Source organism: Pseudofrankia inefficax, assembly GCF_000166135.1.
GTDB lineage: Bacteria > Actinomycetota > Actinomycetes > Frankiales > Frankiaceae > Pseudofrankia > Pseudofrankia inefficax.
On record NC_014666.1, the window covers coordinates 1,462,267 to 1,483,379 of the forward strand.

At 75.4% G+C, this 21,113-nt stretch carries 13 protein-coding genes; 6 read left to right on the top strand and 7 right to left on the bottom strand.

Annotation, left to right across the window (positions count from 1 at the left end; genetic code table 11):
- Window positions 1-91 precede the first annotated feature (91 nt).
- Together FRAEUI1C_RS05840 and FRAEUI1C_RS05845 are read left to right on the top strand one after the other, a co-directional pair.
- A complete protein-coding gene (locus tag FRAEUI1C_RS05840; protein ID WP_013422360.1) occupies window positions 92-4,609 on the top strand; it encodes an ATP-binding SpoIIE family protein phosphatase in 4,518 nt (1,505 codons plus the stop codon).
- 159 nt (window positions 4,610-4,768) lie between these two features.
- Entirely contained in the window at window positions 4,769-5,590 is an 822-nt protein-coding gene (locus FRAEUI1C_RS05845) for an ABC transporter ATP-binding protein (RefSeq protein ID WP_041258918.1), read from the top strand.
- Window positions 5,591-5,645: 55 nt separating this feature from the next.
- On the opposite strand, the gene FRAEUI1C_RS05850 is transcribed toward FRAEUI1C_RS05845, so the two are convergent.
- The gene (locus tag FRAEUI1C_RS05850) at window positions 5,646-6,167 is read right to left on the bottom strand and encodes a hypothetical protein (protein WP_013422362.1); all 522 of its coding nucleotides are present in this window, start codon (window positions 6,165-6,167) and stop codon (window positions 5,646-5,648) included.
- A gap of 1,033 nt (window positions 6,168-7,200) precedes the next feature.
- Between FRAEUI1C_RS05850 and FRAEUI1C_RS05855 the strand changes: the two genes are divergently transcribed.
- The gene (locus tag FRAEUI1C_RS05855; protein WP_013422363.1) at window positions 7,201-7,545 is read left to right on the top strand and encodes a histone-like nucleoid-structuring protein Lsr2; all 345 of its coding nucleotides are present in this window, start codon (window positions 7,201-7,203) and stop codon (window positions 7,543-7,545) included.
- An 877-nt stretch (window positions 7,546-8,422) separates the two neighbouring features.
- Here FRAEUI1C_RS05855 and FRAEUI1C_RS05860 read toward each other — a convergent pair.
- A complete protein-coding gene (locus tag FRAEUI1C_RS05860; RefSeq protein ID WP_041260216.1) occupies window positions 8,423-9,835 on the bottom strand; it encodes an aminopeptidase P family protein in 1,413 nt (470 codons plus the stop codon).
- A gap of 889 nt (window positions 9,836-10,724) precedes the next feature.
- Here FRAEUI1C_RS05860 and FRAEUI1C_RS05865 point away from each other — a divergent pair.
- Window positions 10,725-11,846: an LCP family protein gene (locus FRAEUI1C_RS05865; RefSeq protein WP_232425313.1), complete on the top strand. Its 1,122-nt coding sequence runs from the start codon at window positions 10,725-10,727 to the stop codon at window positions 11,844-11,846.
- On the opposite strand, the gene FRAEUI1C_RS05870 is transcribed toward FRAEUI1C_RS05865, so the two are convergent.
- The 4 genes from FRAEUI1C_RS05870 to ppgK form a co-directional block, all read right to left on the bottom strand.
- Window positions 11,813-13,171, bottom strand: coding sequence for a YihY/virulence factor BrkB family protein (locus tag FRAEUI1C_RS05870; protein WP_013422366.1), 1,359 nt, complete (start codon window positions 13,169-13,171; stop codon window positions 11,813-11,815). The genes FRAEUI1C_RS05865 and FRAEUI1C_RS05870 overlap by 34 nt on opposite strands.
- Before the next feature lie 266 nt (window positions 13,172-13,437).
- Entirely contained in the window at window positions 13,438-13,641 is a 204-nt protein-coding gene (locus FRAEUI1C_RS05875) for a DUF7455 domain-containing protein (protein WP_013422367.1), read from the bottom strand.
- A 312-nt stretch (window positions 13,642-13,953) separates the two neighbouring features.
- On the bottom strand, window positions 13,954-16,824 hold the full coding sequence (sepH, locus tag FRAEUI1C_RS40770) for a septation protein SepH (protein WP_013422368.1): 2,871 nt from the start codon (window positions 16,822-16,824) through the stop codon (window positions 13,954-13,956).
- 485 nt (window positions 16,825-17,309) lie between these two features.
- Window positions 17,310-18,125 carry a polyphosphate--glucose phosphotransferase gene (ppgK, locus tag FRAEUI1C_RS05885; RefSeq protein ID WP_013422369.1) on the bottom strand — a complete coding sequence of 272 codons (816 nt, stop codon included), beginning with the start codon at window positions 18,123-18,125 and terminating at the stop codon, window positions 17,310-17,312.
- Between the two features lie 286 nt (window positions 18,126-18,411).
- Here ppgK and moaA point away from each other — a divergent pair, with 286 nt between their 5' ends.
- Window positions 18,412-19,398: a GTP 3',8-cyclase MoaA gene (gene moaA / locus FRAEUI1C_RS05890; protein WP_041258922.1), complete on the top strand. Its 987-nt coding sequence runs from the start codon at window positions 18,412-18,414 to the stop codon at window positions 19,396-19,398.
- A gap of 39 nt (window positions 19,399-19,437) precedes the next feature.
- Window positions 19,438-19,692: a DUF6457 domain-containing protein gene (locus tag FRAEUI1C_RS05895; protein ID WP_013422371.1), complete on the top strand. Its 255-nt coding sequence runs from the start codon at window positions 19,438-19,440 to the stop codon at window positions 19,690-19,692.
- 58 nt (window positions 19,693-19,750) lie between these two features.
- Here FRAEUI1C_RS05895 and FRAEUI1C_RS05900 read toward each other — a convergent pair whose 3' ends face one another.
- Complete coding sequence (locus FRAEUI1C_RS05900) at window positions 19,751-20,965, bottom strand: chromosomal replication initiator protein DnaA (RefSeq protein ID WP_013422372.1); 1,215 nt, start codon at window positions 20,963-20,965, stop codon at window positions 19,751-19,753.
- Window positions 20,966-21,113 lie beyond the last annotated feature (148 nt).

Below are 21,113 nucleotides of genomic sequence, written 5' to 3' on the forward strand. Positions count from 1 at the left end.
CCGCTTGTGAAGGGCCGGGCAGAACGCCGGCCAGCGGCAGGGTTCGGCCCGGTTCCACACAACATGTTCCCACCGTCGACAATTGGGACCCATGACGCCGTCCTCTGCCGCCGAGCCGTCCGGCCGCCCGCCCGCCGGTCCGACCGGCGGGTACGCCTCGCCCTATCCGGACCACGGGTACGGCGCGCCGGAGGACAACGACCCCCGACCCGGCGCCGCGCCCTGGCCGCCCGCGCCACCGGCCGGTGCCCACGACTGGGACGACCGCAACTGGAGCGGCGGCCAGGACTGGAGCACGTCCGCCGTCTGGCCGCCGGCCGCGACGGCGCGGACCGAGCCTGGTCATCAGGCGGGCGCCGCGCAGCCGCCGGTCGGCTCGCCGTACCAGGACCCGGGCGGGCCGCGCGGCTACGACACGGCGAACGGGTCGCACGGCGGCGTCCTGGGCAACGGCGCGCACGGCGACGGGTCACCCGCCGCCAACGCGGGCGCGGGTGGCGACGCCTACGGCGCCAGCGCCACCACCTATAGCGACGGCGCGTATGCCAACGGCGCCTATGGAGACGGCCCGTACGCCAACGGCGCCTACCGGGACGCGGGCTACGGGGGCTACGACCGGGCGCCCTATGGCGGGCAGAGCCAGGACGACGGCTACGGCGGCTACCCGGCGAGCGCACCGCCCGCGGGCTATCCCGGCTACGAACCGAGCGGCTACGACCGCGGGGACCAGGGCGCCGGCGGGTACGGCCCTGGCTACGGCGGCTTCGAGGTCGGCGGACCGAGCGTCGGCGGATCCGGCGTCGGCGGGCCAGGCGTCGGTGGATCGAGCGTCGGTGGTGCGCCGTCGGCGGGCGGTCCTGGCTACGGCGCGGCGCCGGCGGACGGCTACGGCGCGGCACCGGCCGGGAGCCCCGGCTACGGCGCGGCGCCCGCCGCGCCCGGGCCCGGCGCCGCCCGGCAGGCCTACGGCCAGAACCCCTACGGCCCGACCGCGCGGCACACCGGCTCCGTGCCGCTGGCCGAGCCGTCGAGCCGGCCGGCCGGCTCCGAGCAGGCCCGCTCCGGTCCACCCGGGCTCGCGACCACGCCGCCGCCCCAGCCCCCGAGCTACCCGCCGGGGGAGGCACCGCCGTTCGCCGGCCCGACCCCGCCTCCTGCCCCGGTCTCCACGCCGCCACCACCGCCCCCGGCCCCACCGGCACCACCGTCCGCGAACGCCACGGCCGGTCCCGGCGGCCAGCCGTCGCCCGCCCCGGCCGCGGCTGCGCCCGGCGGCGCGCCCGGAGCGGGCGGGGCGCTGCCGACGTCGGCCGCCGTCGCCGAGACGCTGTTCACCCGGGCGCCGATCGCGCTCGCGTTCCACGACGCCGCCGGCCGGTACGTGCGGGTCAACGACGTGCTGGCCAGGCTGAACGGCCGGACCGTCGCCGAGCACATCGGGCGCACCGCCCCCGAGCTGCTCGGCGAGATCGGCCACGAGCTGGCCAACCTGCTCGGGCGGGCGCTGCGCAGCGGCGAGCCGGTCGGCGACCTCGAGATGAGCGTCGCGACCGGCGCGGGCGGCCCGACCCAGACCTGGCAGGCGAGCTGGTACCCGGTGCCGGGGCCCGGCGGCGCTCCGCTGGGCGCGGTGTTCGTCGCGATCGACGTCAGCGCGCGCCGGGACGCGGAGCAGGACGCGGCGCGCGAGCGGGAGCGCACCCGCGTCCTGGCCGAGGCCGCCGGCGCCGATGTCCTGCGGGCCGGCCCGGACGGCACGTTCGACGCCGACCTGCCGCGCTGGCGGGCGTTCACCGGACAGCGGCGGGCCCAGTCCGACGGGTTCGGCTGGATCGACGCGGTGCACCCCGCCGACCGGGACGCCGTCCGCCGCGCCTGGCAGACCGCGCTGGACCGGGGCGAGAGCTTCGAGGCCGAGTTCCGGGTGCTGGGCTCGGACGGCGCGGAGCGGGTGCTGAGCGCCCGGGCGCTGACCGGCACGACCGGCGGTGAGTGGGTCGGCGCCCTCACCGACGTCACCGACCTGCGGGCCGCCGAGGCGGCGGCCGAGGCCGCCGCGGGCCGGGTCCGGGCCGCCACCGACCGGGTCGAGCAGATCCAGCGGGTGACCAGTGCCCTCGCCCGCGCGGTGACCAGCGAGGACGTCGTCTCCGTGGTCATGGAGGCCGGACGGGTGCTCGGTGCGTCAGGACGCGGCGTCGCGCTGATCGACGACGCCCGCGAGACGCTGGTCTTCCGCGCCCTGGCGGGCTACTCGGCCGATCACACCGCGCGGTGGTCGCGGATCGGCCTGGGCGCCGTGCACCCGGCCGCCGAGGTGGTCCGGGGCCGCCGGCCGTTGTTCCTGACCACCCGGGAGGAGCTGACGGCGCGCTGGCCGGTCCCCGACCTCGTCGCCGCCGTCAACGCCGCCGACGACCGGTCCTGGGCGCTGCTGCCGCTGGCCACCGGTGACACCCCGGTCGGGGTGCTGCTGTTCGGCTTCCCGACCGCCCGCGAGTTCAGCCTCGACGAGCGTGGCTACCTGGAGCTGCTCGCCGACCAGTGCGCGCTGGCCTTCGAGCGGGCCGAGCTGTTCGAGAGCGCGCTCGCGCAGGCCGCCGCCGGCCGGGTGGCCCAGGAGAACACCGCCGCGGCCCGGGCCGCCGCCGACCGGGCCGCCCGCCGGCTGGGCGTGCTCGCCACCGTGAGCGCGGCCGTGGCGGCCGGAGTCGGCCCCGCCCCGGCCAGCACGCCGGACCGGGCGTTGCGGGCGCTGTCCGAGGCCGCCGTCGGCGAGCTTGCCGACGCCTGCGCCGTCTACCTGCTCGCCGACCCGACCGCCGAGCAGCCCGCGGTCGCCGACGGGTCGCCCGTACGGGCCGACGGCTCGGGGGACACCGAGCCGGACGGCGACGAGGAATCCGCCTCCGTCGTGCCGGCGCCCGAGCTGGTCCGCGTCGCGGCGACCGTTCCGACCGGCGCCGCCGCGCTGCCCCGGCCGCGGCCGTTGCGCTGGCCGGCGGCCAGCGCGGTCGGCCGCGCGCTCGCCACGGGGCAGCCCCAGCTCGCCGTCCTGCGCGACGCGGCCGCCGACCCGGCCCAGACCGGACCATCCGGGGACGGCCCGAGTTCCGAGCGGGTCCTGTCGTCGGTCCAGACGCTGGCGGCGCCGGCCACGGACGAACTGCGCTGGGCCCGCCGCGCCGGCGCGAGCACGATCGCCGCGGCCCCGATCCTGCGCGGTGGCCGGGCGATCGGCGTCGTCACGCTGGCCGCGCTCGGCGACCGGCAGCCGCTGGCCGAGGCCGACCTCGCGATGGTCGGTGAGCTGGCGGCCCGCGCCGCGGATGCCGTGGACCGGGCCGAGCTCGCCGCTGCCGCCGCTCCGGCGGCGCTCGCGGCCAGCCGCCGGGCCGCCGCCCGTTCGCTCACGCCGGCCGGGCTCGCCGTGGTCGCCCGCCACCGCCCCGGCGAGGGCGGCGTCAGCTGGGACTGGTTCGACGTGATCGACCTCGGCGCCGGCCGCGCGGCGCTGGCGATCGGCAACATCGCCGGCGGCGACGCTGCGGCGGCTGTGATGGACGCCCTGCGGGCCTCGGTACGCGCCTGCGCCCGGCTCGACCTGCCGCCGCACGAGGTGATCACCCTGCTGGACGGCGTGCTCGGCGACCTCGCCGTCGAGGGACGCCAGGCTGACGGCGCCGACGAGCCCGATCAGGCGGGCGGCTCGCCGGGCGCCGGCGGGCCGGCTGACCTGCCCGTACAGCTGGCCACGTGCATCTACGCGATCGTCGAGACCGACTCCGGGCGGGTGACGCTGGCCAGCGCCGGGCACCCGCCGCCCCTGGTGGTGGCGCCCGACGGGCTGGTCTCCCGCCTCTACATGGAGGTCGGTCCCGCGTTGGGCTCGCGGCGCGACGACGTGAAGGAGTACGTCGTCCGCCTCGGACCGGACTGGCTGCTCGCGTTGTTCACCGACGGGCTGGTCGCCGCCGGTGGCCGTGAGCTGGACGCGGGGGTCTCCCAGCTGGCGGGCGCGCTGGCCCGGTCCGGGGTGCCGCTGCCAGAGCTGGCCGACGAGGCGTTCGCCCTGCTCGGCCCGACAGCGGGCGCCACGGTCGAGACAGTCACCCGCGCCGGCGCGGAGCCGGTCGGCGGCCCGGCCGAGGAGCCGGTGAGCGTCGACGCGGCGCTGCTGGTCGCCCGGCTGCCGGCGGCCCCGCCGCCCGGCGCGACAGTGGAGATCCCGGTGGACGGCGGCGCGGCCGACCTCGCGACGGCGCGGGCCGCCGCCCGGGCCGCGCTGGCCGACTGGGCGCTGCCCGCCGACGCGCTGGAGACGACCGTCCTCGTGCTGTCGGAGCTGGTCGGCAACGCCGTCGCGCACGGCCGGGCGCCGATCGACGCCCGCGTCCGCCGGCTCGCCGACCGGGTCGTGGTCGAGGTCGCCGACGGCGGCGGGCGGCTGCCGCGGCGACGGCACGCCGGCGTCGAGGACGAGGCCGGCCGCGGCCTGGACCTGGTCGCCACGCTCGCGGACCGCTGGGGTGCCCGGCCGTCCGCAGACGGCAAGGTCGTCTGGGCTGAGATCGGCCCTGCCGCGTTCACGGCCGGCCAGTCCGGCTGAGCCGCCGCGTCACCTCGGCCGGGAGCGATCACCGTGCTCCCGGCCCGCTCCGTCGTGCCAGGCCGCCCTCCACCGGCCGGGCGGGACCGCCACCCGGCGGCGGTGCGCGCGGCAAACGCCGCTCCGGTTGCTCGCTTCCCGACCGGTAACGTGAGCGCCATGGCGGACACGATCGTGAGCCTCGACGCGGTCAGCGTGCGGCGAGACGGGGCGGCGTTGCTGTCCGACGTGAGGTGGACGGTCACGGCCGGGCAGCGCTGGGTCGTGCTCGGGCCGAACGGCGCAGGCAAGACGACGCTGCTGCTCGTCGCGGCCGGCCGGCTCTTCCCGACCGCGGGCGCCGTCGACCTGTTCGGCTCGCGACTGGGTTCCGTCGACATGCGTGAGCTGCGCTACCGGGTCGGGCTGGTCAGCTCGGCGCTCACCGAGACGCCGCCGCCCGAGGAACGGGTGCTGGACGTGGTCCTCACCGCCGCCTGGGCGGTGTTCGGCCGGGGCTACGAGCGGTACGACGAGATCGACATGGCCAGGGCCGCCGGGCTGTTGCGCCAGTTCGGCTGCGGCGCGCTGGTTGACCGCCGGTTCGGCACCCTGTCCGAGGGCGAGCGCAAGCGGGTCGCGATCGCCCGCGCGCTGATGACCGACCCCGAGCTGCTGCTGCTCGACGAGCCGGCCGCCGGCCTCGACCTGGGCGCGCGGGAGGCCCTGCTGCGCCGGCTCACCCGGTTCGCCGCCGACCCGACCGCGCCGGCGATGGTGATGGTCAGCCATCACGTCGAGGAGATCCCGGTCGGCGTCACCCACGCCCTGCTGCTTCGCGACGGCCGGGTGGTGGCCGCCGGGCCGGTCCAGGAGACGGTGACCGCCGGGCCGCTGTCCGAATGCTTCGGCATTCCGCTGGACGTCACGGTCAACGGGGGCCGCTTCACCGCCCGGCTGGCACCGCGCCCGCCGCGCCCCCGGGCCGCTGCGCCGGCCTGAGCGGGCCGCTGCGGCCGTGTGGACGGCCGTGCCGACAAATCAGGTGCCGTATTGGCTAAACACGGTCCAGAAGGGCCCACAGGCTTCCTGCGCCGTGCGCCTGGGCGCCGTTCGCGGTGACGCGGCTGCGCAGGGCCCGATCCGAGGTGAAGACGAGCACGGGTGGCGTCGCGGCGAGCGCCGCCGCCACGATCGCGTCGTCGCCGGAGCCGGGCGCGTGCACCACGGTCAACGACCGCGCTGAATCCGGCGGCCGATCGGCATTCTCGGCGAGCCCGGACCGGGTTACGGCAAGCACCGTGCCGGGCTCGACGCCAGCCCTGGCCGCTCCTTCCAGGACGAGAACGACCCGCTCCGGCGGGCCGGGCGGGCTACCGGGTTCCGCGTCCCCGGCCGGCCTCGCGGGAGGCTCGGTGGCCAGCCCAACGGGTGCCTCGGCGGGCGGCTCGACGTAGGTGAGCAGGCGCAGAATCCGCGCGTGCAGGCGGGCGGCGGCGCCCGGGCGATCACGCCACCAGCCGTCCGGGCGGGAACCGACCACGTTTGCCGCGTCGATCACCCAGGTTCGCGCGGTCATCGCGGGGTGCTGACCAGGCGGGCCGGAATGACAGTGCTGATCCGCGCGGTCACCGCACGGACGCCGAGGGGGCGCCGAAAGACCGGAGGGTGGACCGTTCCGGCGGACCATCGGTCAAGGTTTCCCATTCGTGCTGCCGGCTCGTGCCGGCCTCGCGCTGGCGAAAGTCCGTCCCATAGGGGAGACAGCGGCCGCCGGATGCCGACCGTAGCGACTCCAAAGCCCGCCGACACCGCGTGGCTCTGTTTGACGAGCAATGGCGCCCCACCGGCCGCTGACCGTCGCGTAGGGCTGGCTCCAGGGCTCGCGGCACCCGTGCGTCGTGGCCCATCTGTCCCCAAGGGTGTGAAGTTCCGGGTCCGGGCGGGTGATTCCGTTGACACGATGGGCCTCCTATCATGCCGGCGGCGGTGGACTCTTTAGGTTCCGCTGACAGATCCACCGGTGCGACACCGTTCCGTGGTCGTGGGCATCGCCGGACGGCAACCGGGGCGAACGCGGAAGCCCGCCATCAGGGTTCCGGCGTCGCCCCACCCTTGATGGACATCACACCCATAGCCGAACCAGCAAACCACCGTGCCCGCCGATTCGTCGGGCTGCCGTAGGCTCGGCCCGGTCCGGAGCGGCGGAGGCTGAATCGGCGGGGAACCGCACGAAGCGGCGTGCCACAGCCTTGATCGCGCCATTGTCGCGGCGTCGCTTCACCACTGGCACTCTTGGCACGCGGTAGCTCCAGATGCCGACGGGAGCGCGCGGGCAGACATTGCGGCGCGCCGGAAGCCGAGCCGAAGCGCCATGTGGTCGATTCGGGGATCTCGCCCGTAGGCCCGCGTCCGCGCGTAGCGGAGTCCGCACGGATCTGCGTCGACAGATCTGCGCGCAGCGCTGAATCGTCGGTAGCCAGGCGAACAAGGTCGGCCTCCCGGCTCGCCACCTCGAACCAGTCGCGAACGTTCCCCGTGTTCTCGTGGTAATACTAGACGCGTGAGTTCTGGGGTCCGCTGACCTGAACCGCTGACCTGAAGGAGTTGACATGGCCCAGAAGACCATCGTCTCGTTGATTGACGATCTCAGCGGCGAAGAGGCCGACGAGACCGTCCGGTTCGGCCTCGACGGCGCGCAGTATGAGATCGACCTCTCCGAGAAGAACGCGACCAAGCTGCGTGAGTCGCTGGCCCCGTTCGTCGGCGCCGCTCGCCGTTCGGGTGGTCGTGCCTCGGGTGGCCGTCGCGCCGCTGCTCGCGTCACTTCTCGCCGTGGCGGTGGAACGGACCGTACCGCCGACATTCGTGAGTGGGCGCGCAGCAACGGCTACACCGTGAGTGACCGCGGCCGTATCGCCTCCAACATCGTCGAGGCGTACGAGAAGGCCCACTAGTTCGAGGCGGGTTCGCCTGCTCGCCGGTCTTCGACCGGCTTCGCCGGAGGCGGCGAACGAGAGGTCTGCCACGGGGTCATCTCCCCCGACAATCCGCAAGCGCGGCTTGCCGGGGACCCCGGGTCCACTGGAACCCCCGTTGTCGAGGTTCTCTCGGCCCGGGGGTAGGCAGATTGTTGGCCTTCGGTCGGGCTTCGCCGCCGGCCGCGGACTGGATCGCCACCCAGCGCTCCAGCTCGTGGAACCGGTGCTTCGAGGTGGGGTAGGGGTGGCCGTTCCGACGGTTTTCGGCCGGCTTCCCGGTGGCCCGCAATGTTCGTCCAGGGGATCTCCCCTGATGGCCCGCCAGCGTGGCTCGCGGGTGATCCTGGTCCCCGGAACCCCGGCTGTCGAGCATCGCTCGGCCCCGGGGCAGCCGGATTTCCGGGTTCGGTCGGCTTCGTCGGCGTGACCGGACCAGATGTCCGCCGTACGGGCGGTTCCTCAGCTATCCACGGTGTCCGCTGGCCCGGGATTGGCGGCCGGCCGGTCGGGGATTTTCGTTGACCTCGGCGAGGCCCGAGTCGGCTCGGTCTCCCGGTGCCGCGCCCGGCGGGGTGTTCGGCTGGTTACGGGATGACCGGTCCGAGTTGTCGTTTTCGCATTTTTCCAGTGACTTCGAGGGTCCGGCCGGATTTGGCGACTGCGTCGCGTCAGGCCGGTTGCCCGGACGGTGAGACCGACGGGCACCTTCGTCAGCCTTAGGTGAATCTATGTCACCACAGGGTGACGAGAAGGCCGGCTGGCTCCCGAACGGGAGCCAGCCGGCCTTTTTGGCGGAAACCAGCGCCCGCGGGCGCCGCTGCGCGGGCTGGCCGGCCCGCTGTCGTGCGCCCGATCAGACCGGGCGGTGCTGGCGCATCCAGGTCTCGATATCTCCGACCGCCCGCGGGAGAGCGGCCGACAGGTTGCGGGAGCCGTCCGAGGTGACAAGGATGTCGTCCTCGATGCGCACGCCGATGCCGCGCAGCTCAGGTGGGACCGTCAGATCGTCGGGCTGGAAGTAAAGCCCGGGCTCCACGGTGAGCACCATCCCGGCGGCCAGATCCGCGTTGCGGTACGTCGCATCCCTCGCCTGCGCGCAGTCGTGAACATCCAGACCGAGCATGTGCGAGGTGGAGTGCAGTGTGTAGCGCCGGTGCACGCCGGCGCCCGGCGCTTTCGTGTCCTCGGAGAGTGACTGCTCGACACTCGCCGGCAGCAGGCCCCAGTCGTGCAGTGCGGTGGCAATCACCCGCATGGCCGCCCGATGCGGGTCCAGGTACGCCGCGCCGGGCCGGACGGCGTCAATTCCGGCCTGCTGCGCGGCCAGCACCACCTCGTAAACCCTGCGCTGCACGTCGCTGAACGCACCGCTGATCGGCAGTGTGCGGGTCACGTCCGCGGTGTAAAGCGAGCGGCTTTCCACCCCCATGTCCAGAAGGGCGAGCTCCCCGGGGCGCACCGGGCCGTCGTCGCGCCACCAGTGCAGTGTGGTCGCGTGGTGTCCACAGGCCACGATCGAGCCGTATCCGACGTCGTTGCCGTCGACCCTGGCCCGCCGCCAGAACGTTCCCTCCAGCCAGCGTTCGCCGTTGGGGAGCCTGGCCGCCGCCGGCATCTCGACGACGCATTCGGTGAAGCCACGCACCGTCGCGGCGACGGCCTCCTCCATCCGGGCGATCTCGTAGTCGTCCTTCAGCAGCCGGAGCTCCGACAACGCCTCGGCGAGTTCACCGTCCCGACTCGGCGCATCCGCGCGGGCGGCCCGCCGGCCGGGATAGGTAAGCACCGCCTCGTCGACCTGAGCGTCCAGCCCACGCAGCACCCGCGTGTTACCAGGGGCGAGCCGGCCCAGCGCGGCCGGGAGTTCCGTCAGCGGCCGGCATTCGATCTCCAGCGCCTCGGACGTCTCCCGAACACCGGGTCGCGGGCCGACCCAGAGCTCACCGAGACGGTCGGTGTAGAAGGCCGGCGTCGACCGGTCGGAGCGGTCGGCCACGTACAGCACGGTGTCGTGCTCGCCGGCTGGATTCGGCAGCAGCAGCAGAACCGCGTCCGGATCACGGCAGCCGGTGAGCCAGAAGAAGTCGCTGCCTGGCCGGAATGGGTAGTCGGTGTCGTTTGCCCGTACCCGCAGCCCGCCGGTCGGAATCACCAGGGCCTCGGCGGGGAATCGGGTCCCGAGCAGCGCGCGTCGTTTCGCGGCGTAGGGAGCGGCGTCGTCGCGGGTCCCCGAGAGATCCGCGGGCGGCGCCCACCCCGTCGCCATGAACTGCCGGAACGCCGCGTGCGGTTCCTCGTCATGGCTCACCTGCCCGGCGGCGCGGCCACCGCTCGTCTCAGGCGTGGGCGCCGCGGCGTCTTCGGTGGGCCCGGGTGTTCCGGTGGTCACGGCCGTATCGGTGGTCACGGATGTTTCGGTGGTCACGGATGTTTCGGTGGTCACAGCCGGCCGGTCTCCCGGCACGGTCGGCGAAACGTCGGCTCGGTCGGTGAACGCGCCGCTCCCCGGCGGCGACGGTGAGCTTTCGGCGGGCTGAGCACTCATGGGTCAACGTTAGGCCGAGCGGTTGGGACAGCGCGGCCGGCCGGGAAAGTCGAGGTACCCGGCCTCCGCCGGGCCCGGTGGTTCGCCGCGGCCGGCTGCGCGAAACCGCCGGTGAAATGGCACGACTGGCCCGAAGGCGCCACCGTCGTACCGGTCTGACCGGGGACGGACGATCTTCGGCCGCCGGTCCGGTCGGGAGTATCGGGCCACGTCGTGGACCGAATGTCGAAACGACGCGTCGGCGGACCGGGCAGACCGAAGCAGGAAAATCCGCGACGCCGCGCAGTCGGGAGGCCGACGCCGCAGGCGAGGCCCGATCCGTCCCGAATCGTGATACGCAAGGTGGTGGACCCGCCAGTCGGGTCGAACCTCCACGATCGGGATATCTCGGCGCATCCGCGGGGAGGCCTCCACCATGACGTGGCCAGACGAGCCGCGACCGCGCGGCGGGCAAGAGGGAACGCCGCGGCCTCGCTACCAGGGGAGCCCTCGCTACCAGGGGAGCCCTAGGTACCAGGGGAGCAGAGCCGCCGATCCGGGCGGGTATCCCGACGAGGACCAGCCCGTCCCGGCGCCACCGCGGCGGGGAGCCGAGGGCACCCGCCGGCTGGTGACGGCGGTCGCGGCGCTCTGCTCGCTCGGCGTCCTGCTGCTCGCGGCCTGCGGCTGGGGGGTCGTGCGCCACTACAACGGCCGGGTGCATCACGTCGACCTGAGCCTGGCCGCGGCGGGCCGCCCGGCGGCGGCTCGCGGTGGCACCGAGAACATCCTGCTGGTCGGCTCCGACTCGCGCGCCGGCCTGGGCGGCCAGTTCGGCGAGGTCGAGGGCCAGCGGTCGGACACCACGATCCTCGCCCATCTCGACCGCGACGGCTCGACGACGATGGTCTCGTTCCCGCGCGACCTGTGGGTGACAATCCCGTCCTACCAGTCGGGCGGGGTCACCCACGCCGAACAGCGGTCCAAGCTCAACTCCGCGTTCTCACTCGGCGGCCCGGCGCTGCTGGTGCGCACGATCGAGGGGCTCACCGGCCTGCGGGTCGATCATTACGTCCAGGTGGACTTCGGCGGTTTTCAGGCGATCACCGACGCTCTGGGCGGGGTGACGGTCTGCGTCAAGGAACTGCCGGCCTCGCTGCGTGCCCGCGGGTTCGACAACCTCCACGACAGGATGTCGGGCTGGTCGGGCCAGGTCGGCGCGAACCGGCTCGACGGCGCCCAGGCCCTGGCCTTCGTCCGGCAGCGGTACGGCCTGCCCGAGGGCGACCTGGACCGCATCCGCCGCCAGCAGCAGTTCCTCAGCGTGGTGTTCCACGCGATGACCGCGCCGTCGACGCTGGCGAACCCGGTGCGGGTCCGCGACGTCCTGGACGCGACCACGTCCGCGCTGACGGTCGACCGGGGCACCAGCCTCACGGATCTCGAGCCGCTGGCGCTGCGGATGCGGACGCTCACCGGCGGCGGCTCCGGGTTCGAGACGGTGCCGGCCACGCCCGCGACCCGCGCGGGCCAGTCGGTGCTGCTGGTCGACCCGGCGAAGCTCGCAGCCTTCCTCGCCCCGCTGCGGCCGGCGGCCACGGCCGCGCCGGGCGGCCTCCAGCCGCGGGCCGCGGCGTCGACCAGCGTGACGCGCGCCGCGCGGCCCGCCGCGTTGCCGGCCGGCGGCGCGCCGGCCGCGGCCACCCAGCCTGCGACCGGTCAGTCGTCCGGCGGTTCGTCCTGTACGTACTGACTCCTGGCCGCCTCGGCGCCGGCCTCCGGTGACGCCGCCGGGGCCGAGTCAGGGGTGGGATCCTTGGCCACGGAGTCGTCCTGGGGCGCCTCGGGTGCCGGCGCGCCCGGGCGGCGCTGGTCCAGCGCCGCGTTGAGCTCGGCGCCGAGGAGGACCGCGAGGCCGGTGATGTAGAAGAACAGCAGCGCGGCGGCCGGAGCGGCGAGCGAGCCGTAGACCAGCTCGTTGCCGAAGACCCGCTCCAGGTACAGCCGCAGCACGTAGCTGCCCACCAGCCAACCGACCAGCGCGAACACGGCGCCGGGCAGCGCGCGCCGCCAGGGCCGCCGCTGCGGGAGGGCCTGGTGGTAGAGCGACGTCAGCACCGTCAGCGCGACCACCGCGACCACCGGCCAGAACGCCGACTTGAGGAGCAGCTCGATCGTTGGATGATGCTTGGCGCGCAGGAGTTCGGCCAGCAGGCCCGGCCCCAGCACCAGCGCGGGCAGCAGGATGATGCCGGTGATGACCTGGATGATGAACAACCGCAGGGCGACGATCCGGCTGCGGACCGCGGAGCGCAGGTCGCGCTGGCCGTAGGCGATCGTGATCGTGTTGACGAAGGTCGCCATGGCGGTCGAGCCGGTCCACAGCGACAGCACGAACCCGATCGAGATCACATCCGGGCGCCCGTGCGTCAGGATCTGGTCGACCGTCGGGCGGACCACGTCGTCGACGACGTCGGCGGTCAGCAGGTCGTCCGCGCCGCGCAGCAGGCTGTTGCGGATGCTGTTGACCGCGTCGGAGCCGAGCGCGTCGCCCAGGTAGCCGATCGACCCGAGCAGGGCCAGCAACAGCGGTGGCAACGACAGCAGCTGCCAGAAACCGGCCTCGGCCGCGAGGCCCAGCACCCGGTCGCGCCAGGCGTTCGACATCGCGCGGGCCGCCACGCGTCCCGCGTCCGCCGCGTGCAGCCGCGTCGCCGCGACGACCCGGTGTACCAGCGGGACGGCCGGCGCCTGGCCGGAGCCGTCGCCGGCCGGGCCGCCGTCGGCCTTCTGGGCCGCCGTACCGGCCGCCGACGACGTTGTGGCGCCGTTCGGGGGCCCGGCGGCGCCCGAGGGAGTGGTGGCGTCGCCAGCAGGCCTGTCGCGCTGATCGGGCTCGGGCCGGCCGTTGCTGGACCGCCGCCGCGCCGACGACGGCCCGGGCGGCTCGCCGGCCGGATGCGCTGCCGCGTGGTGGATGGACGTGGAGCGGTGCTCAGCGGGAGGCGTCTCGTGGCTTCCGGCCCCCCGTACGGGCGACGGCACCACCACGGGCGCGCGCTCGTTGGCCGTGGTCACGGCCCCAACCGTACGGGGTCGCCGGCCGGCGGTTGTGGACCATCTGTCGATGTGCGCGGTTGGCAGTATCCCCGCCGTGCTCCCGTTCCGCCAGGTGGGCGCACGGAGGGCCGGCATTGATGGCTGAGGGTGCTGTCCGCGAGCGCATCCGGGCTACTCGGCCACAACGTGACGCGGGCCTGCCGGGAGGCCGCCCGGGACCGGGCGACCACAGGGGTCGCCCGGCACGAGCGGCGGACCCGGCAGGCCCGCGCCAGTTCGGTTCGTCAGCTGCCGACGGTCAGCTTGTCTGACTCGTCGTGGTATTCGACGGCCATCTCGCGGAGCTTGGAGTCGTGGGACTTGGCGTGGTGCCGGCAGAAGAGCAGGTCGCTGCCACCGGGCAGGACGACGCGAACGTACGCCTGAGCGCCGCACCTGTCGCACCTGTCGAGGTTGGTCAGCGTCGGCTTCGTGGTAGTACCAGTCACACCCTCTCCAACTGTGTCCGGCGGCCAGAGCTTCCAGCCTGGCCGTGTGATCGGTCCCTCACACTTCGCTAGGACCGCCGGCCACGCGATGAGGTTGCATCGCATGGCGTCCGGTCATGCCGGCTGGAGTGGCGCCGTTGCGTCCAGAGCGGCCGTACCGCGTCCCGTTGGGTCTCCTCTGACCGCCGAGACCACCATCTTCGACCCTTCCCGGAGTCGTGCCCCGCGTTTCGCGGTTTCCGGGACTTCAGCCCCCTTTCGGGGGATTGAGCGCCATGCGCCAGGGGCCGTGCCCCGCCTACCTACAGTTCGCTAGGTGCGACGGGCTCCGAAGACGATGTCATCCCATGCTGGCACCGACTTGCGCCCACGTCGACCGCCTCCGGCACGTTCACCAGTTCGGGGGGTGTTCCGCGGGCGGTTCGATGGCGGACTCCCGGCGTCCTTGTCACCCTCCGTAGCGGCCGATCCGGGCGTCCTGTCCTGGTTCTTCCCGGGCGACTTCTCCGGCTTGTCCTGCTTTTCGGCGGCTTTCGCGGCGGCGGCCGCCGCCGCGAGCCGGTTCACGCCGGTAGCCGACGTCTTCTTCGTCACGTCGCCCTTCGCGGCGCCGGCCTGCGCACTCGCCTCGGTGGCGGCCGTCACCTCGGTTGGCGCTCCGTCACCGGTCGGTTCGTCAGCGTTCGGAACGTCGGCCGCCGCGTCCGTCGCGACGAGCTCCGGGTCGTGCGCGCCGGGGTCACCCGGAGTAGGTGCCTCGGCCGCCGCCGCGGCCGCGAGGGCCGCTCTGCCGCGCGCGGACGTCGTCCGGCCAGTCCTGGCCGAGACCGCGGCCGGGAGGGGCTCAGCGGCGGCCTCGGCCGCCGCTACCTGCGCGTCGGGGCCGGGCGTCGTCGGCGCGGGCGTGGTCGTGACGGGTGTGCTCGGGACGGCGGCCGACGGGCGGTCGGCGTCGGCCGCCCTGGCCGCCGGTCGGGCCGGGGAGCGGGAGGGCCGGGCCGGGACGACGGCCGGGCCCGCGACGCGTGGCGCGGCCAGGACCGGCTCCGCGGCCGGTGCGACGACCGGCAGGTCGTCCAGCTGGTCGGCCTCCGCCGGATCGGCGGCGGCCGGGAACTCGTCGCGAGCGGGCGCCTCCCACGACAGCGCCTCCTGGGCTGGTGGCGCGGTGGCGGGCCGGGAAGCCGCGCCGTGCTCCGGCGCCGTTGGGTCGACGGGCGCCTGCCGCGCCCACTGGTCGCCGGGGGTGCCGGCGCTGGCCTCGGCCGTGGCGGCGGTCTCGGCACGCCACGGGGTGTTCGAGGCCGGAGCCACCGCTGGCGGGGTGGGCCGAGGATCGGGCTGCCGGGCCACCTGGGGTGCCGGGGCAGGTGGGGTCGGTCGCGCGGTGGGGGTGCCGGGCGTTTCCAGGCCTGGCGGCGGCACCGGGCGCGGCTGGGCCGGTCGGGCCTCGGGCCGCTGTGGCGGGGCCGGAGGCAGCCCGGCGCGCTGGGGCGATGGCTGGGCCTGGGCGGCCGGCGGCCGGGCGGGCGCGGGCGCCGGGCGGGCCGGGGGAGCGGGCGTCCCCCGCGGCGGGGCGGTGGCCGGGCGCGGCAGCGGGCGGGCGGGCGCGGGCGACGGCGGGGCCAGGTGGTCGGCCGGCTCGTCGAACAGGTCCGCGTCGAGGGCGAGATCGAGGTCCGCGTCGTCGTGGTCCGGCCACCGACGGCCGTCGAGCGGCCGGGTCGGCCGTAGGTCCAGTGCCGGCGGCCGGGCCGGGCGGTGCGCCGCGGCCGGGCGAGCCGGGCGGCCCGCCTGCGCGGCGAAGGGCGTCTCGGGCTCGCCGGCCGGCGGCGCGATCGGCAGCCCGCCGGTGTGCTCCGGCGCGGGGAGGCGATAGGAGGGGGCGACCGGCGTCGGTCCGGTCGGCGGGCCGGCCGGCGCGCCTCGTCCGGCCGGGCCGCCGGCGTGCGGCGTCGCGTAGGGGTCCTGCGCGTACGGCTCGTCCGCGAACGGGTCCTCGCCGAACAGCGGGCCGCCGTCCGGTTCGGCGTCGAACGGCTCCGCGGCGAACTGCGGGAACGGGCGGGGGGCGTCCGCGGCCTGGTAATGGGTCGGGACCGGCTGCTCCGGCGGCGGGTAGCCGTCCGTCTGGTATCGGGTCTGGCCGACGGGTTCCGGCCGCTGCGGGGCCGGCGGGTAGGCGGCGGGGTCCGGGTACTGGCCCGGCCGGGCGGCGCCCTGGCCGAGGTCGTCACGGGACGCCTGAGAAGCCTCACCCGGGTACTGGGAGGCGGGGTACTGGTCTCCCGGGAACCGGGCCGCGGGGTGCTGGGCGCCAGGGTGCTGGGCGCCAGGGTTCTGGGCGCCAGGGTTCTGGGCGCCAGAGTGCTGGGCCGCGGCCGGGTAGTGCTCCTGGGGCGCGGGCTGGAACGGAGCCGCCGGGCCGGGCGTCTCCTGGTAGCCGCCGGCGGGGAACGGCGCCGGCTGGGCGTACCGCGGCCGCTGGTCCCCCGAGTACCCGGGGGCCGGGCGGGACGGGCCGGGCTGCCCCGCCGTCGGTTCGGGCACCAGCGTGAGGGCGGGCGGGCCCTGGCGGGCCGGCGCGGGGGCGGGCGCGGCGGGTGCCGGCGCGGCGTCGAGGGGCTCGGGCGCGACGAGCGCGCGGGCGGCGTCGTCGTGCGGCCGGACCCGGCGGACCACCGGGTCCCAGGTCCAGCGGGCGCAGCGGCTCTCGGAGGTGAGCTGCACCAGCCAGATCCCGTCGACCCGGCGCCAGGCGTCCCACTGGGCGCTGTCGGGGTTGTCCTGCCCGGCCATCAGACGGGCGTCGACCACCTCGCCGAGCGGCCGGCCGGGGGCGCCACCGGCGTCCTTGGGCAGCAGCGCGGCGCGCGCCTCCTGCACCACCCGGGCACGTTCGGCGAGGACCGGGCCCTCGTAGCGCTCGACCCGCTCCACCGGAATGCCCGCGGCGCGGGCGACGTCGGCGGCGGTCTCGCCCGCGCGCAGCCTGGCCTGGATCTCACGCGGGGTCAGCGCGCTCTCGGTCCGGACCTCGCTGCGCCGGGCGCCGCGCAGCGCCGCGCGCAGCCGGTCGTCGACAGGGACCCGGAACTGGTCGGCGTCGGACCGGCTGCTCGCGTCGGCGAGCACGAGGTAGCCGCCGTCCTCGCTGAGTGCGACCGCCCGCAGCTCGCGCATGACGCCATCTCCTCCCGTCGCCTTGCCCGCGCCCCGCCCGACGGGCCGCGCTTCGTCCCGGCCGGCCGCGGTCCGAAGCCTGGACCGCGCCGCCCGGCAGGCCTCGACCCGCCGGCACCGCCGCACATCGTCCCGCGTCGTCGTCGCGCTGACTCCCGAACCCGCCCGGAAGCCGAGCCGGGCAGCAGGCGGGCACGGCCACGATCACGGAGGGTGAGGGGTGGCTGGTGACAGACGGTCGACGATGGGCGGGGAACGACGGTTGGCCTGCGCCGGTGGGCGTTCGACCAGTGGCCTCGGTGGACGCGACCGGAGGCCAGGGCACCGCGCTGGGCGCCAATGGCATGGTCGCATCTGCTTTGGCCGGCTGGCCCGTGCCGGGCACCGACACCCATAGTCTGCCGTCCTGACCGGGTCGCGGCGATGTTCACCCGACCGTCCGGGCGTGTCGCACCCGGTCGAAGCGCGCGAAGCGCCCACGTCGGTCAGGGCCGGCGGCCGCCGGGGGGGCGGGTGGCCGGCGGGCGGCGGCGGACCGTGCGGGACGGGATCCTCGGCCGGTTCTGGTCGATGCCGGCGGCCAGCGCGGCGCCGACGATGCCGGCGTCGTTGCGCAGCTGGGCCGGGACGACCTTGGTGCGCACCGTCAGCAGGTCGAGGAACTTGTCGGCCCGCTTGCTCACCCCACCGCCGATGATGATCAGATCTGGCCACAGCAGCGCCTCGACCGTGTTGAGGTACTTGCTGACGCGCTTGGCCCAGTGTTCCCAGCTCAGGTCCTCGCGTTCCCGGGCCGCCTCGGACGCCTTGGTCTCGGCGTCGTGGCCGCCGATTTCCAGGTGCCCCAGCTCGGTGTTCGGGATGAGCTGCCCGTGCAGGAACAACGCGGTGCCGATGCCGGTGCCGAAGGTGGTCATCACCACGAGGCCGGGCACGTCCCGCCCGGCGCCGAAGGCCATCTCGGCCACCCCGGCGGCGTCCGCGTCGTTGATGACGACGATCTCCCGCCCGCCGAGGGGCTCGGCCAGCGTGGCGGCGACGTCGGTACCGACCCAGCCCTTGGCGACGTTGGCCGCGGTCTGCGCGACCCCGCCCTGGATCACCGCGGGGAAGGTCACCCCGATCGGGCCCTGCCAGCCGAACTCGCCGACGATCTCGGCAACCACCGCGGCGACGGCGCCGGGCTCCGCCGGGCTCGGGGTGGCCAGCCGGACTCTGGGCGCGGCCAGCGTGCCGTCGTCGATCTCCACCGGTGCGCCCTTGATGCCGGACCCGCCGATGTCGACTCCGAAGACGCGCATCCCACTCCCTCCAACGCCGTCCGCCCGCCGGTGACGTCGTCGACCGACTACCCGTAACGTCCAGCCACCCGTAACGTCCAGCCACCCGGAAAGTCCAGCCACCCGGGATGTCCCGGCGCCGCCGTAGTGTCCCAGGCCCGTCAACGAGATCGCGACCGACCGGCGACAACCCGGTTCGCTCCGTCACTGGCGGGCGCCGGTGCCGGCCGGTCGCCGCGGCTCCCAGCGGGTCCGCCAGCGCCCGCGTCCGGCCCGCCCGTTCAGCCGTACCCATACCCTGTCAGGTGTGCGCCTCATCGACACCTTCGGGCGGGCGGCCACGGACCTGCGAGTGTCCCTGACCGACCGGTGCACGCTGCGTTGTACGTACTGCATGCCGGCCGAAGGGGTGCCGTGGCTGCCGGGCACGGCCATCCTCACCGACGACGAGGTGGTCCGGCTCGTTCGGATCGCCGTCGAGCGGCTCGGCGTCACGGAGGTCCGGCTGACCGGCGGTGAGCCGACGCTGCGCCCCAACCTCGTCGAGCTGGTCGGCCGGCTGGCGGCGCTGCGGCCCCGGCCGGAGCTCTCGCTGACCACCAACGGCCTGACCCTGGCCCGCTCGGCCGGCGCGCTGCGCTCGGCCGGCCTCGACCGGGTGAATGTCTCGCTGGACACGACCGATCCCGCCCGCTTCCGTGCGATCACCCGCCGGGACCGCTGGTCCGACGTCGTCGCCGGCCTCGCCGCCGCCGCCGAGGCTGGGCTGCGGCCGGTGAAGGTGAACGCGGTGCTGACCCGGGGCGTCAACGAGGACGAGGCGCCCACGCTGCTGCGCTGGTGCCTGGAGCGCGGCTACGAGGCGCGCTTCATCGAGCAGATGCCTTTGGACGCGCAGCATGGCTGGGACCGTGCGTCGATGGTCACCGCCGCCGAGATCCTCACGGCGCTGCGCGCCGAGTTCGCGCTCACCGCGGTGGGTGACCGGGGCTCCGCGCCGGCCGAGCTGTTCCACATCGACGGCGGGCCGGCGACGGTGGGGGTGATCGGGTCGGTGACGGCGCCGTTCTGCGCCGCCTGCGACCGGGTCCGGCTGACCGCCGACGGGCACGTGCGCAACTGCCTGTTCGCCCGCGAGGAGGGCGATCTGCGCACCCCGATGCGCTCCGGCGAGACTGACGACGAGTTGGCGGAGCGCTGGCGGCAGGCGGTCTGGATCAAGCGTCCCGGCCATGGCATCGGCGAGCCGTCGTTCCGGCAGCCGGACCGGCCGATGTCCGCGATCGGTGGCTAGCGAGGGCCCGCGATCGGCGGCTGGAGAAGGCGAGGACCGGTGGGCGCACTGGAGGACTGGGTGGCCCGGGCGGGCGACGCGCTGGGACTGGACCCGGCCGCGGTCGACGTCGCGCAGCTGCTCGACCTGACCCGCGACGTGGCACACGGGGTGGCCCGGCCCGCCGCTCCGCTGACCGCGTTCCTCGTCGGCCTCGCCGCGGGCCAGGCCGGTGGTGGCCCGGCGGCGGTGGCTGACGCGGTCGCCACGGTCCGGGCCGCGCTCGCCGAGGGGCCGCCGGACGGAGATCACTGACGGGGACAGCTGACGGCGTGACCGTCGTCGCCGTCACGGAGGATGCGCGGCGGCGCTCCTACGGCATCCGGAAGCTGCCGGTGTCGTCCAGGTAGCCACGCATGTCGAGGGCCATGGTGTGCATCATGTCCTCGTTCGGCTCGGGCTCGGGCTCACCGTCGTCGTCCCAGTCCGGCCGCCGCCAGCCGCGCCAGCGCCTCGTCTCGGCGCCCGAGTCGTCGACGTCCGCCTCGTGGCCGTCGCCCTCGCCGTCGTACTCGTCCTCGTAACCGTCGAAATCGTCGTACTCGGCCTGCCGCGGCTGGGCCGGGTAGCTTGATCGCTGGTCGGGGTACTCGTCGGCCGGGCCGCGCTGGTAGGCGGCGGGACGCTCGCCGCCGACGTACGTCTCGTCGCCGTAACCCACCTCGCCGTACCCCGCCTCGGCGTGACGCCGCGCGCCGGGTCCGGTGCCGCCGGCCGGTAGGCCGCCGGGCCCCGTGCCGGTGTAGCGGTCGCCGGCTGGATCCCGTGGGTGGCGAGCCGCCGGCTGGGCCACGTCCGGTGCCGCCGGGTAGCGGTCGTCCGGGTAGCCGGGCCGCGGCTCCCTGGCCGACCGGGCGGCGTCGCCGGGGAACGCACGGGCCTGGTCGTCGGCGTGGTGGCGGGCGGCGGCGCGCCGTGGATCGACGCGGCCCGGATCGACGCGGCGCGGATCGACGTAGGCGGGGTCGCCGTCGAAGCCCGGCGGGGGAGTGGCGGCCCGCCGGGGCCGGGGAGCCTGCTCGTCGCGGCGGCCGCGGGCGTCGTCCCGGCCGTACCGGTCGTCGTCCGGCCGGTATCGACCAGGCGGTGGCGTCGGGCGCCGGACCGCTGTGGTGGGCCGCTCGGCCTCCTGGTCGTAGGGCGGCCGGTCGCCGTACCGGCTGGCGGTGGCGGGCCGGCGGGCGGGCACCCCACGGGACGGCGGGACCGCGCGGGAGGTCGCAGTGGTGGCCTGGCCGTCCCTGGCCGGGCGACGGGCGGACGCGCCGGCGGCCTTGGCCGCGGCGGGCACCGGCACGGCCCGCCGGACGATCAGAGCGAGCACCGCGATGAGCGGGACGGCGACCAGCGCCGACAACGGCCGCCAGAGGGTGAGCCCGACGAGGGCGAACACCGCGGCGACCGCGACGATCCCGAAGAGGTGCCGTGGGCCGCCGTCGCGGGAGGAACGCCCCGGGGTGCCCGGCAGGTCGTCGCCGGGAACGGCCCGGTACGCGCTGTCGTGCCCGGCTGCCCGCGTACGCGCCATGCGGACCAGTGTGCCTGACCCGTCCAGCCCCGGGAGGGAACTGGCCGAGAGAGCCGGGTGTGGCCGTGATGTCCGGGCGGCGTCGGCGGGATGGCGCGTCGCTGTTTCCCCGGCGGGATCGATGTGATCTGCTCGGAGCGGGAGATCT

Bases quoted from the DNA above. Each gene is read 5' to 3' on its own strand.
- FRAEUI1C_RS05840 (WP_013422360.1), top strand. From the start codon at position 92: ATGACGCCGTCCTCTGCCGCCGAGCCGTCCGGCCGCCCGCCCGCCGGT.
- FRAEUI1C_RS05845 (WP_041258918.1), top strand. From the start codon at position 4,769: ATGGCGGACACGATCGTGAGCCTCGACGCGGTCAGCGTGCGGCGAGAC.
- FRAEUI1C_RS05850 (WP_013422362.1), bottom strand. From the start codon at position 6,167: ATGACCGCGCGAACCTGGGTGATCGACGCGGCAAACGTGGTCGGTTCC.
- FRAEUI1C_RS05855 (WP_013422363.1), top strand. From the start codon at position 7,201: ATGGCCCAGAAGACCATCGTCTCGTTGATTGACGATCTCAGCGGCGAA.
- FRAEUI1C_RS05860 (WP_041260216.1), bottom strand. From the start codon at position 9,835: ATGGCGACGGGGTGGGCGCCGCCCGCGGATCTCTCGGGGACCCGCGAC.
- sepH (WP_013422368.1), bottom strand. From the start codon at position 16,824: ATGCGCGAGCTGCGGGCGGTCGCACTCAGCGAGGACGGCGGCTACCTC.
- ppgK (WP_013422369.1), bottom strand. From the start codon at position 18,125: ATGCGCGTCTTCGGAGTCGACATCGGCGGGTCCGGCATCAAGGGCGCA.
- FRAEUI1C_RS05900 (WP_013422372.1), bottom strand. From the start codon at position 20,965: ATGGCGCGTACGCGGGCAGCCGGGCACGACAGCGCGTACCGGGCCGTT.